Genomic DNA, 14045 nt, shown 5'->3' on the forward strand with positions numbered 1-14045 from the left:
TCCTCGCGACGACAAAGGGACCGGAAGGGACCATGCTGTACGAGGTCCTGGAAAAGGGCGGGCACACCTACGAGCGCATGCGCGAGGCCGTACTCCGAATCAGGGAGGTCGAGCACGTCGGCGGGGACCGGGCCGGGCACCTGTTCCTCGTACTCCCCCAGGCTCCCGAGCCCGCGTGGGCTCCGGGGGTGCTGTCCGCCGCCTTCACCGTCACGACGATCTGGAGAGACGGCACCGGGTGGGCCGGAGAGGACCTCGACATCGCCCTTGGTCAAGCCTCCACGGCCGGGCCGGCTCCACGGTGAACTAAGTCAACGGATAGGCTGCCGAAAGGACCTTCTCGGGAAGCTAGGGTGCCTGCCCACCTGGGCACACGCCGTCGTCGTGCCTTCCGGGGTCGTCACCTTTCTGTCCCCTACCCGGAGACACAATGCCTCCTTCTGCCGACCTTTCCGTCTCCGTCACTCTGGCGGAGATAGCCAGGATCGCCGGTGTCGGGCGCGCGGCCGTCAGCAACTGGCGCCGTCGCCACGACAGCTTTCCCGCGCCGGTCGGCGGCACGGACACCAGCCCGCAGTTCGCGCTGTCCCAGGTGGAGGAGTGGCTGAGACAGCAGGGGAAGCTTGACGAGGTCGGCGACAGGGAACGGCTGTGGCCGGAGTTCGAGGCACTTGGGGACCGCGACGCGATGGGGACGGCGATCGCCGTGGTCGGTGCCCGGCTCGTCCGGGAGGAGACGGGCTCCTCAGGCTCCGCTTCCCCTCCCCGGCCCGGCTCGGCAATGGAGTTCCCGGACGGCACCGGCCTCTCCGACGCTCAGCGGTCTCTGGTGGAACGCGCGGTCGGCCTGGCGAGGAAACACGGGGCACGGGAGACCTTCGACTTCCTGCTCGGCCGCTGGCTCGACACCCACGTCCGGCAGATCGGCGTCACACCACGCCCGCTGGCGGCCCTGATGGCCAAGGTCGCCGAGCTGTCACGCGACGACGAGGCCGGTGACGTCGGCACCGTGCTCGACCCCGCGTGCGGCACCGGCGGTCTGCTGCTCGCCGCCGCCCGGCAGTGGGCCGGCAAGGTGGACGCGCACGCCTCGGGCATCCCGCTGAAACTGCTCGGCCAGGATGTCGACCCGACCCAGGCGGCGCTGGCCGCCGTACGAATCCTGCTCGCCATGCATCCGCCGGAGCATGAGATCGGGCGGGAGGTGGACATCCGGGCCGGGAACACGCTGCGCGCCGACCCCCATCCCGGCGTCCGTGCCCACGTGGTGCTGTGCAACCCACCGTTCAACGAGCGCGACTGGGGATACGAGGAGCTTGCCACCGATGCCCGCTGGACGTACGGCCTGCCTCCCCGCACCGAGCCGGAGCTGGCCTGGGCACAGCACGCGCTGAGCCGCCTGGCGCCCAGCGGGACGGCGGTGCTGCTGTTGCCGCCCGGCGTCGCCTCCCGCAGAGCGGGGCGCCGGATCCGGGCAGGGCTGCTCCGTACCGGCGTACTGCGCGCGGTGATCGCCCTGCCGCCGGGGGCCGCGCCCCCGCACAGCGTCGCGCTGCACCTGTGGGTCCTGCGAGCACCGGCCGAAGACGGAACGAGGCCGGGTGCCGGGGTACTCCTGGTCGATGCGGCCGATATGCAGCCGGAGTTGTCAAAAGGAGCTCAGAGGACCGGCAGGGCGGCGATCGACTGGCCTCTCCTGCACAGGCGCGTGGTTTCGGCCATCCGAGCAGAAGACGGGGGTAGGGATCTACCGGCCGACCACACCGTGGTTCCGGTGATCGACCTTCTGGACGACGAGGTGGACCTCACCCCGGCGCGGCACATCCCGAAGGCGGTGGCCTCCGCGGACCTGGGCCTGCGGCGCTCGTGGAACCGGTTCGGCACCCTGCTCCACGAACTGCGGGATCTGACCGCGACCCTGTCCGCGCTCGAACTGAGCGGCGAGGAACCGACAGGTCAGGGCACGGTGACCGTGGGCGACCTGGTCCGGGCGGGCGCGATGACGCTGCGGACCGGGCAGCAACCGGCGGACGAGGCGGTGCGTACCGGTGACGCCCCCGATGACGCCGTGCCCTTGCTGACCGTCACCGACGTGCTGGTCGGAGGTAGGCCGTCCGGCTGGCTACCTGGGCGCGAGGCCTGGGCGGGTGAGACGGCGGGCACCCTCACCGTGACCGTCCCGGAGGAGGTGGTGGTCGTCGGGGCCTACCGGGCGTTCGGCGCCTGGGTCGACATCGATGCCCCCACGGTGCTGGGCTCGCAGCTGTTCGCCCTTCGGGTGGATCCGGCACTGCTCGACCCGTGGTTCCTGGCCGGTTGCCTGCGGGCCCCGGCCAACGCGAGGCAGGCGGGAACCCACGCCTCGACGTCCTCCCGTATCGATGTCCGCAGGCTGCAGGTGCTGCGGCTTCCTCTCGAGGAGCAGCGCCGCTACGGCGAGGCCTTCCGGCGACTCACCGCCTTTGAAAGGTCGTTGCGGGAGGCGGGGACGATCGGCAGGGAACTGGTCAACGGGCTGACCGACGGCATCGCCGCCGGAAGGCTTCCGGGGAGCCGGGCATGATCTCCACCGGAAACTTCCCAGAACAGGACGCGAGCGATCGCCCGGCCGGTCTTGGCGTCGCGCGATCGGGCGCGGGTGACACCCATACCCGACGCACCTTTCCTGGGTGACCGCTCACCTGACGAGGATCACGCCCCGCGGCGCCTGATCGGCGCGAGGATCTCGTTCACCTCCGTCTCACGGCGCAGCTCGGACAGCTCGACACCGAGGTCCTCGCAGAGGACGACGATCGGCTCGGCGAGTTCGGCGGGCAGCGCGACGACCTCGCCCATCACGTCGCGCAGGCCGTCCAGCGCGGCGTCGATCTCTCCGGACGGGATGCGGCACTCGGCGACCCTGAGCAGGGCGACGAGCCTCTCGGCCCGGGCCGCCGGATCGGACGCCCGGCCGAGGTCGTCGGCCTGCTGCCGGTAGAGGTCACCGGCTCGGCCGCAGTCTCCCGCGATACGCAGGCTGTCGGCGCACGCCCTCCGCGCCCTCCGGACCAGCGGGTCGGCACCGAACTCACGCCGCGCGGCGGGAAGTATCTCGGCGAGGCGCTCGGTGGCGGGGCCGGCCCGTCCCTCGGCCAACTCCTCGCCGACCTCGGCCAGGACCTCCTCGACGTTGCGGCGACTCACCCAGGTGACCGCGCGACGTGAGCGGGCGAACCGCAGGGCCACCTGGGGGTGGCGTACGGCAATTGCGGGCGATCCGTCCGGCTCCCTGAACCCGAGTGTCGGGTCGGGGTCGACGCTCGGGGCCGGAGCAGGATCACCGGGAGCGGGGAGGTAGGGCTTCAACACCTTCAGAACAGTCTGGATGTCAGCAGGCCGGTTATCTGGCTCTTTGGCGAGGAGTCTCAGGATGAGTTCGGCGATGTCGTCCGGCACCCAGGGGGCGAACTCCTGGACCGACGGCGGGGCGCTCTCTAGGTGTTGCAGGACAAGGTCCAGCTCTGTATCGGTCTCAAAGGGCCGCCGGCCGGTGAAGAGTTTGAAGATCACACACCCGTAGGCGTACAGATCGGTGTGCAAGGTGAGCGGCTTTACCCTGAGCTGCTCGGGCGCCATGTACCCCTTGCTACCGACCGACTTTCCCTGCTCGGTGTAGCGGGTGACGCCGGGATACAGGGGCAACGCGATCCCGAAGTCGACAAGGAAGACAGCACCGCCGTGGTCGATGAGTACGTTGTCTGGTTTGAGATCGCGATGGACCAGTTGGGCCGCGTGAGCGCAGGCAAGAGCGTCAGCGATCTGGTAGGCGATCGCGACCACCACGGGCAGCGTGAGCGTTCGCCTCTTCAGGAAGTCATGGAGTGATATGCCCTTCACCAACCGCATCGCGATGTAGGGGCGGTCTCCGTGGGTGCCCCTGCCGTACAGCTCCGGGATGCCGCGGTGCCTCAGGCCGGCCAGCACCTCCCCCTCCCGCCGAAATCGGTTGTGCAGCTCCATCCGGCCTTGGTTCATGTTCTCGGTGTCGAACCAGTGGCCGACGAGGTCCTGGACGAGGCGGACGACCTTGACGGCAACCTCGTGGTCGTCCTGCGTGTCGTAGGCCTCCCAGACCTCGGCCATGCCGCCCTTGCCGAGAGGCCTCTCCAGCCGATAGCGACTGTCCAGCATGTCCCCAGGCTCCATGTCCACCTTCCGAGCGGCGTTCACACCTGTCTCACAAATCGCTCATGTCGCCTTCTGTAACGACGGAAGCAGTGTAGCGTGAACTTGAGAGACAAGAGTTCATCACTTGACTTAGTTCACAGTAGATGCTCTCCTGAGACCACTCACTGCCGCTCCGCCACAGGAGCCTCACTCACATGCCGCGATCGAACAGAGGGGTTCAGATGACCGCCTGGGTTCCCCCCTTGGGCACCGCCGGCGATGGCTCACTCGTGCGCACCGGGCTGCCCTCGGCACGGGAAGACGCCCGGGACTGCCCCGTCGCCGTAGCGGTCAAGGCCCGTCCCTGGATCCAGGCCACTCCCGGGTCGCCACGCCGCTACGAGCGGCTGCAGGGCTTCACCCTGAAACCGCTGATGGACATGCTCGACCTCATTGAACATCAGGGAGTGACGATCACGCAGGCGATGGAGGACCTTCGCCGAACCCGTGGCACCTTCGGCCGGAAAGGCCGCCCTCCCGCCCATCCCGGACTGGTCGAGTGGACCGCCGTCGCGGCGTCCCGGTATCTGGCCGCCCGCGCGGCCGAGGAGGCCGAAGGGGCGGCGCGCGCCCACCCCGTCCGGGACGAGTGGGTGACAGGGCAGGTTCTCAGGTCACCCGACCATCGCGGCGCGACGCGCTATGAGCAGACCGCCTGGGGACGCCGGTACGCCTCCTCCGACGGAAGTGTCCGCGAACTGTGGCTGCTGTCCTTCGGCACCGTCAACGAGGAACGTTCCAAGGCGGAGCTGGCGGCCGCGGCCCACACCGTCGCCTTCGGCGTCCCGAGCACGGCGGAATACGGCGAGCCCTACAGACCGACGGAAGGGCTGCCCTCCGCTCGTACGACCCGTCCCCGGCGAGTTCGGGTCGTGGGCGTCGGCTGTGGCGACGGCGGCAGCGCCGTCTTGATCGACTGGGACGTGGAGGAGGTCCGCGAACGCTATGCCGAGCATGCCGCACCCGCCCTGGGCCGGGCGGTGGACGGCGCCGAGCACGTTCCCGGCTCCGGCTGTGTCGGGTGCAAGGCTCTGAACGGATGTACGGCGCTGCACAGGGCTCCCGGCGTGCTGGCCCTCTCTCCCGGCAGGCCGCGCCCACGGCGCAGCGTGTCCGCCAGCGACCTGCGAGCCCACCACGAGTGCCCGGCCCGCTTCCATCTCACCCGGCAGCTGAAGCTGAGGTCCCCGCGTCCGGAGAGTGCCGCGATCCTGAGAGGGCGTGCCGTAGACGCCTGGTTGAACGAGCGGCACGCCGCCCTTCCCGCCCGGGGATGCCGGCACGTGGCGGGCCCTGAGGACCCGGGCGACTGGTCCGCCGGCGGGCACATCCTCAGCGGCGACGAGGCCAGAGCGGGTGCCCGCATGATCGCCGAGCATGCGGCCCTGTGCCCGCTCGACGGGCTCGGCCCCGGCGAGCAGGTGCGCCTACAGCCGCAGCTGACCTGCTACGACCCCGAACTCGACGTCGTCGTCATCGCCACCCCCGACCTCCTGCACACACGCGGAGGCGGGTGGATCTGGCGGGAGACGAAGACCTCGGGCAACCACCTGTGGGAGGGAAGGCCGCTGATGCGCACCTACCCCCAGCTCGCCCTCGCCGTCCTCATGATGGCCTCCGGGGTGCTCGGCGGGGACATGCGCCGGTCCCGGATCGAGCTGGAAATGCTCTACCCGGACGACGGAGGCCTGGAGGAACTGGACCCCGGACTCCCCTCCGTCGTCGACGAGGCTCGCGCGGTTGTCGCGGAGATGGCCGGCCCCTGGCTGCGGGACACCTCCTACCCCCCGAACCCCGGTCGGCACTGCGGCGGCTGCGAGGCCCTCGACTGGTGCCGCCCCGGTCGCGAGCACCTCGGCACGCCGCCTGCTTCCTCCCGCTGAGAACACCGGCCCAGACAGGCCTTCACCCGATCCGCCGAACGCCCTTCTCCGAGGAACCCATCAGGAGGCCGTCCCATGCCATCGCCCCAGCCTTCCGCCTCCCTCGCGGACTGGTCCACGCACGCCGGTGTCACGCTTCTGCACACGATCGCGACGGCCGTGGTCCAGCTCGCGGAGATCACCGACCTCGAGGCGTTCGCCCTTCCCTATCCCGCCGAGGCGCAGCGCGCCCTGGATCGTACGGTGCTCGCCTGCCTCTTGAAGGAAGCCCGCCCGCCTCGGAGCCTGCCGGAACTCCTCGCCTGGTGTCGCACCCGCCCGATCGAGGACTGGCCGCTGGACCTGCCCCTGGACGCCTTCGGCCCTGACGACCTCCTCATCGATCCCGACTCCGCCAAGCCCACCCAACTGTGCCACGAGTGGTGGATCCGCGCCCGTGACAGCGCGGCGGAACAGTACGACCGCACGGTGATCCACACCGCGATGCGGCTCTGCCGTGAGAGTGAGGCCCCCGAGTCCTACACCGCCTTCCGCCGACTGCTGGTGGAACGTCCCGCCCTCACCGGTAACGACATGTTCGAGGTCGCCACTGATCTCTACCTGGATCCGGTCAGGGAGCTCGTCGAGCAGATATATCACCGCGTCCCCGACAGCTTCTGCAGCGACGGCGCGTACGTCACGTGTGCCCGCTGCCTGACCCTGCTCGTCCCTCTCACCGACGGCGGGTGGTGGTGCGAGCGCGACCGCTGCCGACGGCAGGGGCAGCCCCCGCTGGGACGGACACTACGCGCCGACGAGATCGGCACGCTGTGGCAACTCAACCGGCCGCTGCGGCAGTTCGTCACCGGCCCCGGCCGGGCGGAGGCCGACCTGGAAAGGGAACTGCGGGCCCTGCACCTCCCGGTTGAGATGTGGCCCGGTTTCGACGCCTATGACCTGCGGATCACCTTCCCCGACGGCTGGGTCTGGGCGGTTGACGTCAAGGACTGGGCCCACCCGGGCCTTCTCGGGCAGGCCGCGACCGAGGTCCGGCAGCAACCTCCGTACGACGAGGCGTGCTGGGTGGTCCCCCGGTACCGCGTCGATGCCCGCCCGAACTATCTGGAGGTGTACGCCCGCAACCGCGCGCACGCGGCGGGCGGCCTCCCCCTGCTCACCGATCGGCGGCTGGTCGCGGCCGCGCGTGCCCGACTGCGCGGCGACACCGGCCCCGCCGCCCGCCTCGTGCAGGAGAACGGCGACACACTCGCGAACAGAGCCTTCGATGCGTGACGCGGAAAGCTGGTACCAACCCCTTGTCCCCGGCATCTCGGGATTCCTGTCCCGGGAGCAGGTTGGGATCAGGCCGTCCCTGCTGTTCCAGGTGGAGCTCGGCCTCCGGCTCATGGAACGCCTCGATCCCGAGCGGCCCGCCGACGGCGTATGGGTGCTCCTCGGCGGCTACCCATTCGCCCGCGCCGACGGCCTCACCACCACCGAGGACGAGGAAAGACTGCTCGTCTCCGCTCGCCACCTGCTGTGGACCCTGCGCCGCCGCCGGATGTGGCTGCAGTCCCTGGAGGCGTACCAGGAAGTGCAGGAGCGGCTGCGCGGTTACCGCCTGCCGTCGGCGGGCGCTCCCGCCCGGCGAATGGAACCCTTCGTCGCAGCCGGTCGCTTCGCGACGTACGACGCCGTATTAGAGGGTACGCCCGGTTTCGCCCGGCGCAAGCTGACCCTCGCGGGTCCCGGCTCGCACCGTTTCGTCGAGCGCCGTCGGCACACATCCGTCACCCTGCCCGAGTCACCACGCCCGGCACCCGCTCCAGGCCACGAACTCACCGCGAAGAACACCTGGGAAGACCGGCCTCTGCAGGTGCCTCTGGCGGAACTCGCGGACACCGCACGCTGGATGGACGACAGCGAACGACAACTCGGCCGACGCCCCGGCGACTGGGAGCGGCGCCTCACCGTCTTGGAGCTGGACACACGCACCGACGACGGCCTGAGGTTCGCCCCCGCCGAGGTGCTCAGCCTCGACGGGATGCTGCACCTGGTCGGCATGGTCGGAGCGGGCAAGAGCACGTTGATGTCACTGATCGCGGTCTGGGCCGCAAGACAGGGAATGCGGACCACCCTGGTGGTCGGCGACGTCGCCGAGCAGCTCACGCTGACCGCCCTCTTCCGCGATCTCGGCCTGGACGCGGCCCCCGTGCTGGGCACCACCACCCGGGAGACCCACGTGCAGCGGCTGCACCGTCGCCTCGCCGCCCGCACTCCCGGATCCCTGCTGACCCACGACGACCCGGGCTTCGACGACCTGAGCACCGTCTGCGTCGTGGACGCTCTGCGCGGCAACGAGGCCGTCGAACCGCTCCGTTACGCGGACGCCCCGTGCACCCGCCTCCATCCCGCCCGCAAGACACCGGAGCCCGCCTCCGGCCGGATACTGCCCGACCTCTACCCGATCGGCGAGCCGATCCGGAGCGAGGAGCCTCCGGACGCGCTCGGCCCGGCACACGGCTGCCCGATCTGGAGCGCCTGCCCCCGGCACAGCGCCGCCCGGGAACTGGTCGACGCGCTGATCTGGGTGGCGAACCCCGCCAGCCTGGTGCAGAGTCCCGTGCCGAACCACCTCAACGAGGAACGGCTGCGTTATCTGGAGCTGGCCTGCCTGCGCAGCGACATCGTGATCGTGGACGAGGCCGACCGGGTGCAGATGCAGCTGGACACCATGTTCGCCCCGTCGGCGACCCTGGTGACCAGGGGGCCGGAGTCCTGGCTCGACAAGCTGCACACCCACAAGATCGACGAGTTGGCCCGGCAAGGGAGACTGCCGCTGTCCGAGCGTGACGTCGAACGCTGGGCCGTCTCGCTCGACGTGGTGAGCGCCGCCACCAACCGGCTGTACGCCATGCTGATGAGTGACGAGGACCTGCGTACCTGGGCCGACATCGAGTACTTCAGCGCCTGGACCCTGCAGGAGAAACTGATCGCCGCCTGGTATCCGACTCCCGGCGAGACCTCCGGAACCACGCTCCTCGCCGATGACGTGCCCGACGAGAAGATCCTCTACGAGGACGAGGAAAAACTCGCACGAGCCGAAGCAGAGCAACGGCCGACCCCGCAGGAAGCCTTCCCCTGGGCCGACCGTAGGCAGGAGGTGACCTCCGTCTTCGACACCTTCCGCGACGACCCGCTCGGCGACCGAGGCCCCTACGGAACGGACACCGACCGCCTCATCCAGGCCACCCACGACCTGCTGCACACCTTGAATGAGAAGGGCACGCGGCAGCGGGTGCGCGGGGTCCTGGACCTACTCCTCAACGGCTCCCCGCTACTCGACGGCTCCGTGCCGCCGCCTGCCCGCCGGCACAACGGCGAACCCGACCCGGCCGACGTCCCCGGCAGCCCCCCCTGGTACGACCGCACCACCAAGCGGCTGGAGTTCACCCTCCTGCTCTCCGCGCTGCACCAGCGTCTCGACCGGCTCACCTTCCTGTGGCCGCAGGTGGAGGCCGCGCTCAACCTCGACTCGACCGACAACGAACTCTCCAGGCGTCCACCGCTCGACTACGCCCCGATCGTCCCCGAAGCCCCGATGGGCAATGTCATCGGTTTCCAGTATCTCCCCGAGGAGCAGGATCGCGACCCCGAGGGCCGCCTCAGCGGCACCCTGCGGTTCTTCCGCTGCGCCGGGGTCGGCCGGGAGCTGCTGCTGTCGCTGCCCAGCCTGGGTGCCGTCCCCTCCACCGGGCGCCTGGGGCCCCACGTGCTGCTGATGTCGGGCACCAGCTGGGCGGGCACGTCCACGCGCGCCCACGTTCTGGCCCCCGTCAAGGCGGTGCTCAAGCCGGATCCCCGTGCTCTCGACGCCATCCGGGACACCGTCTTTCGCACGCACTTCCTCTACGACGACGACAACACCCCGCTGAGCCTGTCCGGTCAGGATCAGACCGTGCGACCGGCGGTGCTGCGCCGGATGATCGCGTGCCTGGGCCGTCCCGGCCGGGGTGGGTTGCCCAGCCCGCTCGAACAGGAGCTCTCCCTGATCGGCGACGACGGCCGCCGCAGGGCTCTGCTGCTGGTCGGCAGTTACCGGGAGGCGAACGCCGCCGCCGACGCCCTGCAGGAAACGGAGCGCTGGCGCGGCCGGGTCCGGGTGCTCGCCGCCGACGACGCCGACCTGGAACAGGCCGTGCGAGGCGGGAGGGTCGGCTCCGACGGTCGCACCCACGCCGCCGCCATACGCCGGGGAGACCTGGCATCCTTCGCCGAGGACCCGGACGCCGAGCTTCTGGTCGCCCCACTCATGGCGATCGAACGCGGCCACAACATCCTCAACGCGCAGCGCACCGCCGCCTTCGGGACCGTGCTGTTCCTCGCCCGTCCGCATCCGCGCCCCGACGACCTGTCCCTGGCCATCTTCGCGATCAACGACTGGGTGACCCGCTTCGTCCGTGACCATCCCGACCTGAAAGGGGCCACCTTCGGCGAGCTGATGGCCGAGGCCGACGGCCTCGACGCGGCAGGCCTCGCGTTCCGCCACGAGGCCCGTCGTGAGTGGCGACGGCTGCTCTCCCGCCGTTACGTCTACTCCCGGCTCGGCCCCGAGGAGAAGCGGTCCTTCGCCTGGGACCAGCTGGTCGCGATCTGGCAGGTCATTGGGCGCCTGGTGCGCGGCGGCGTCCCGGCCAGAGTGGTCTTCGTGGACGCCAGGTTCGCCCCGCGGTACGCGGCGGCGACCGCACCGGGAGTCAGTACGGCGCGAACCGCTCGTCTCAGCAGCCCTGGCGACGGCCTGCTGGCCGAGCTGCGGGCCGTTCTCGCCCCCTATTTCGCCGCCGATGCCGACCCCGGCCTCTTCGCCGACCCGGCGGACCCCGCCCTCGTCCAGATGCTCTACCGACCGCTCTACGACGCGCTCCGCGGCATGACCGCCGGGCCGACACGTCCCTGACAAGATCCTCGCACCCAGGAGCCCCGATGGGATTCACCTACAACGAGATCCGCCGCGCCGCCTACCTCCTCGCCCCAGGCACCGCCCCGCTGACCGCCCGGTACCGCGCCCTGCCCTTTCCCGAGCAGTGGCGCGACAGCCTGCTCGCGCTGTGCGACGCCGGCCGGGACGCCGAGGCGGAGCCGTACCGTACTGTTCCCACCTACCGTATGGACGGCGTGCTGCAGAGCCTCGCCCCCGACCTGGTGGTGCGAGGGCGAGGCTCGGAGAAGCACGGCGACGAGAAGGATTTCTGGCTGTACGCCCCCGCCGACATCCCCCACCCGCTGCCGGACGCGGCGTTCGAGCGGCTGCTCACCGCCTGGGTGCGTAATCTGCGCCCGGAACCGGAACACCGCGGGCGGGTCGTCGAGACCCTCGCCGAACTACGCGCCGATCCGCCGCGCTGGCGCGAGGTGGAGGTGGACCTGCTCGGCTGCGACACCACCGACGGAGGCACCGCGCTCCCGCTCGGCAGGCAGTTCCAGCTCGCCACCGACCATCTGGCGCGCCGCGTCCTCTCCCTGGAGCCCTACGACACGGGAGCCGGCTTGCTGAGGTTCAGGGCCGTTCCGCGTGGTCCTCGGCAGCAGGGCGCGGAGCTGATGTCGCAACCTCTGCCGCACGAGGTCAAGAACCGCACCTGGTGGTTCTCAGTCGTCATCAACATCTCACTGCACACCGCCCCGTTCTCGCCGCACCTCCGGCTGCACGTCCACACAGGCCTGAGGCGGTGGGCCACCCACCCCGCCGCGAACGGCCGCCTCCACCTGCCCTTCCGCCGCGACACCTCGGTCTACTTGCGCCCGACCGTGCCCTGGCTTCCCGGAACACCCACCAGTGAGCGTTACGCCGTGGCCCGGCTCACCTGGGACCGCACCGAGCGAGCCCATGACTGGCGCGAGACGAGCCCCGCCGGAATCCTGCGGGGCATCGCCCTCGGGCAGCCCTTCCCCGACCCCGCGGAGCTGCTCACCGAACCCGAATGGTGGATCGGCGAGGGGCCCGGCGTGCGCGCCTCCGTGGTGCACAGCAACCACATGGGCCAGCACGGTGTCAAGGCCGGCCTGATGTCCCATCAGCGCTCACAGATCGTCGAGTGGGCCGAACAGGCGCTTCCCGAAGGGCTGACGCGCGCCCCCGACCTGAGGCGCAGCAGGATCTCCCCCAACACGCCCGCCAACCCGCGGCCCAAGACGCAGGGGGACGCCAAGAAGGCCGAGGAGGTGCGGACCACCCATGCCCGCCGCGCCGCACTCGCGGTCGCCGTACGAGCCATCTCGGACGAGGAAACGGCGTCCACCGGCGTCCCGGTCATGGAGGCCCGTCTCCTGTGGCAGACCGCCACCATGCGTGACACGGCCATCGCGGCCCTCGCCGAGGTGCTCGCCCTGGACGGGGACGGCGGCGCGCCCGTGGCCGAGGCCTTCGACACGGCCAAGCCCGGAGTTCCGGTTCTCCTCCGCTGGGAAACCCCCGAACTCGCCATCCTGCTGCGGTGCCTGCCGTTGTCGGGAGGCCTCGCCGACTCCCTCGACATCGACCCGGCGCCCCGCGGCAGGGGGCGGGCTCTCGCCGCGGCCATCACCGCCCGCCGCACCGCCGTCACCGACTTCCTGACTGCCGACGGCGCCGACCTGGAAGCCGCCGCCCTCGCCCTGGTCGAGATCGACCGGCGGATCGACTTCCGGACGCCTCTCCACGATCCCAAGTTCGCGCTGCGGCTGGGTTGCGCCGACGCCGGGGTGGTCACCCAGTTCACCGCCGTCCCTCGAAAGGCCAGGGGCTACAACTCCGAGAAGAACGCGGCGTACCGCGCCCGTTCGGCCTGGCTGGACGGACTCCGCCAGCTCGGCGTGCGGGTCGTGCCCGAGCACACGCTGGGGGATCGGCTGCCCGCCGACCTCCACTACGCGGCCGTGTGGATGGTAAAGCGCCGTGCCGACGGCCCCACCCGGGTGGCCAGGCACGCCCCGGTCACCGTCCTGGTCGGTCCTTCGGATCCGGGATCGGGCCAGGCCGTGATCCGCGGCTGGGACCCGGAACAGCGCGCCTGGATTCCCTACCCGAAGTTCCTGCTACGGCTGACCAGGATCGCCGAGCTCCCCGACGCGCCGGACGAGATCGAGGGGGACCGCGCGCCCGGCACGTCGAACGAGGTCGACGAGGGCTACGCACCCGGCATGGAGATACCCCTGTCGCCGCCGCCCACCGACGGGCAGCCGTACCCTCGCGTTACCTTTCAGGAGCGACACCACAAGAGAGAGGAACAGCGCGCCAAGACCGCCCGCTACCTGCAGAAGATGCTCCGCTCCCTGCACGGGCACCCCACACTGTTGCTCGCCCACTCCCAGAACGGCCGGGCGCACTGGCCCTGGCTCCAGGACGGTCAGGTCATAGCGGACCTGATCAGAACGGGCCACGCGTCGGCCGGTCGGCTCGACCCCGATCTGCGGCTGGTCAGGGTACGTGACGCGAGCGGGCGCGAGACACCCCAGTGGTGGGGGATCGGCAACCCCTCCGGGGTCAACGGCCTCGCCGCGGGTCTGTGGACCGAGACCTCTGATTCGCGGGTCTTCTACAGCACCACCGACAAGGCCGGGACCTTCCGCGCCTCCGCGGTGGAGGCCGACAAGCTCGCCCCTCGTGCTCTGCGAATGGGAAAGCGCAAGGGTGAGCCGACCATCGACACCGAGATCCCCGCCTGGAACCCCGCCCTCATGGAGGTCACCGTTCTGGGCTGCCACCCGGCCTCCCTCGGTGAGGAAGGAGACACTCCCGAGGCCCTGGCCATGGCAGTCCATCAATTGCGCCAGGCGGCCGACTATCTCGACGCCCTGTCCCTACCGCTTCCTTTGCACCTGGCTGCACTCGCCCAGGAGTACGTGCTTCCCACCGTCGCGGAGGAAGATGACGGATCCGACGATCCCATCACCACTGACGATCGGGGGTAGGGCTAGCCGTCGAGACGCTGGCCG

The 14045-nt window shown here is 70.5% G+C and carries 7 protein-coding genes; 6 read left to right on the top strand and 1 reads right to left on the bottom strand.

What is annotated here, in order from left to right:
- Positions 1–32: 32 nt before the first annotated feature.
- Both OG884_RS07710 and OG884_RS07715 read left to right on the top strand, forming a co-directional pair.
- Positions 33–305, top strand: coding sequence for a hypothetical protein (locus OG884_RS07710; RefSeq protein ID WP_326643574.1), 273 nt, complete (start codon positions 33–35; stop codon positions 303–305).
- Positions 306–430: 125 nt separating this feature from the next.
- Positions 431–2563: an N-6 DNA methylase gene (locus tag OG884_RS07715; protein WP_326643576.1), complete on the top strand. Its 2133-nt coding sequence runs from the start codon at positions 431–433 to the stop codon at positions 2561–2563.
- A gap of 128 nt (positions 2564–2691) precedes the next feature.
- Here OG884_RS07715 and OG884_RS07720 read toward each other — a convergent pair whose 3' ends face one another.
- A complete protein-coding gene (locus OG884_RS07720) occupies positions 2692–4185 on the bottom strand; it encodes a serine/threonine-protein kinase (RefSeq protein ID WP_326643577.1) in 1494 nt (497 codons plus the stop codon).
- Between the two features lie 203 nt (positions 4186–4388).
- On the opposite strand from OG884_RS07720, the gene OG884_RS07725 reads away from it, so the two are divergent.
- The 4 genes from OG884_RS07725 to OG884_RS07740 all read left to right on the top strand — a co-directional run bounded on the left by OG884_RS07725 (position 4389) and on the right by OG884_RS07740 (position 14021).
- The gene (locus tag OG884_RS07725) at positions 4389–6089 is read left to right on the top strand and encodes a PD-(D/E)XK nuclease family protein (protein ID WP_326643578.1); all 1701 of its coding nucleotides are present in this window, start codon (positions 4389–4391) and stop codon (positions 6087–6089) included.
- Positions 6090–6164: 75 nt separating this feature from the next.
- Complete coding sequence (locus OG884_RS07730; protein ID WP_326643580.1) at positions 6165–7361, top strand: restriction endonuclease-related protein; 1197 nt, start codon at positions 6165–6167, stop codon at positions 7359–7361.
- Positions 7354–11028 (top strand): hypothetical protein, encoded by a 3675-nt coding sequence (locus OG884_RS07735; protein WP_326643582.1) that lies wholly within the window; start codon positions 7354–7356, stop codon positions 11026–11028. The genes OG884_RS07730 and OG884_RS07735 overlap by 8 nt, the downstream gene beginning before the upstream one ends.
- A gap of 26 nt (positions 11029–11054) precedes the next feature.
- Positions 11055–14021, top strand: a complete 2967-nt coding sequence (locus OG884_RS07740; RefSeq protein ID WP_326643584.1) for a pPIWI_RE module domain-containing protein — start codon at positions 11055–11057, stop codon at positions 14019–14021.
- Positions 14022–14045 lie beyond the last annotated feature (24 nt).

Origin of the sequence: Streptosporangium sp. NBC_01755, from assembly GCF_035917995.1 — a bacterium.
In the GTDB taxonomy this organism is placed as follows: Bacteria; Actinomycetota; Actinomycetes; order Streptosporangiales; family Streptosporangiaceae; genus Streptosporangium.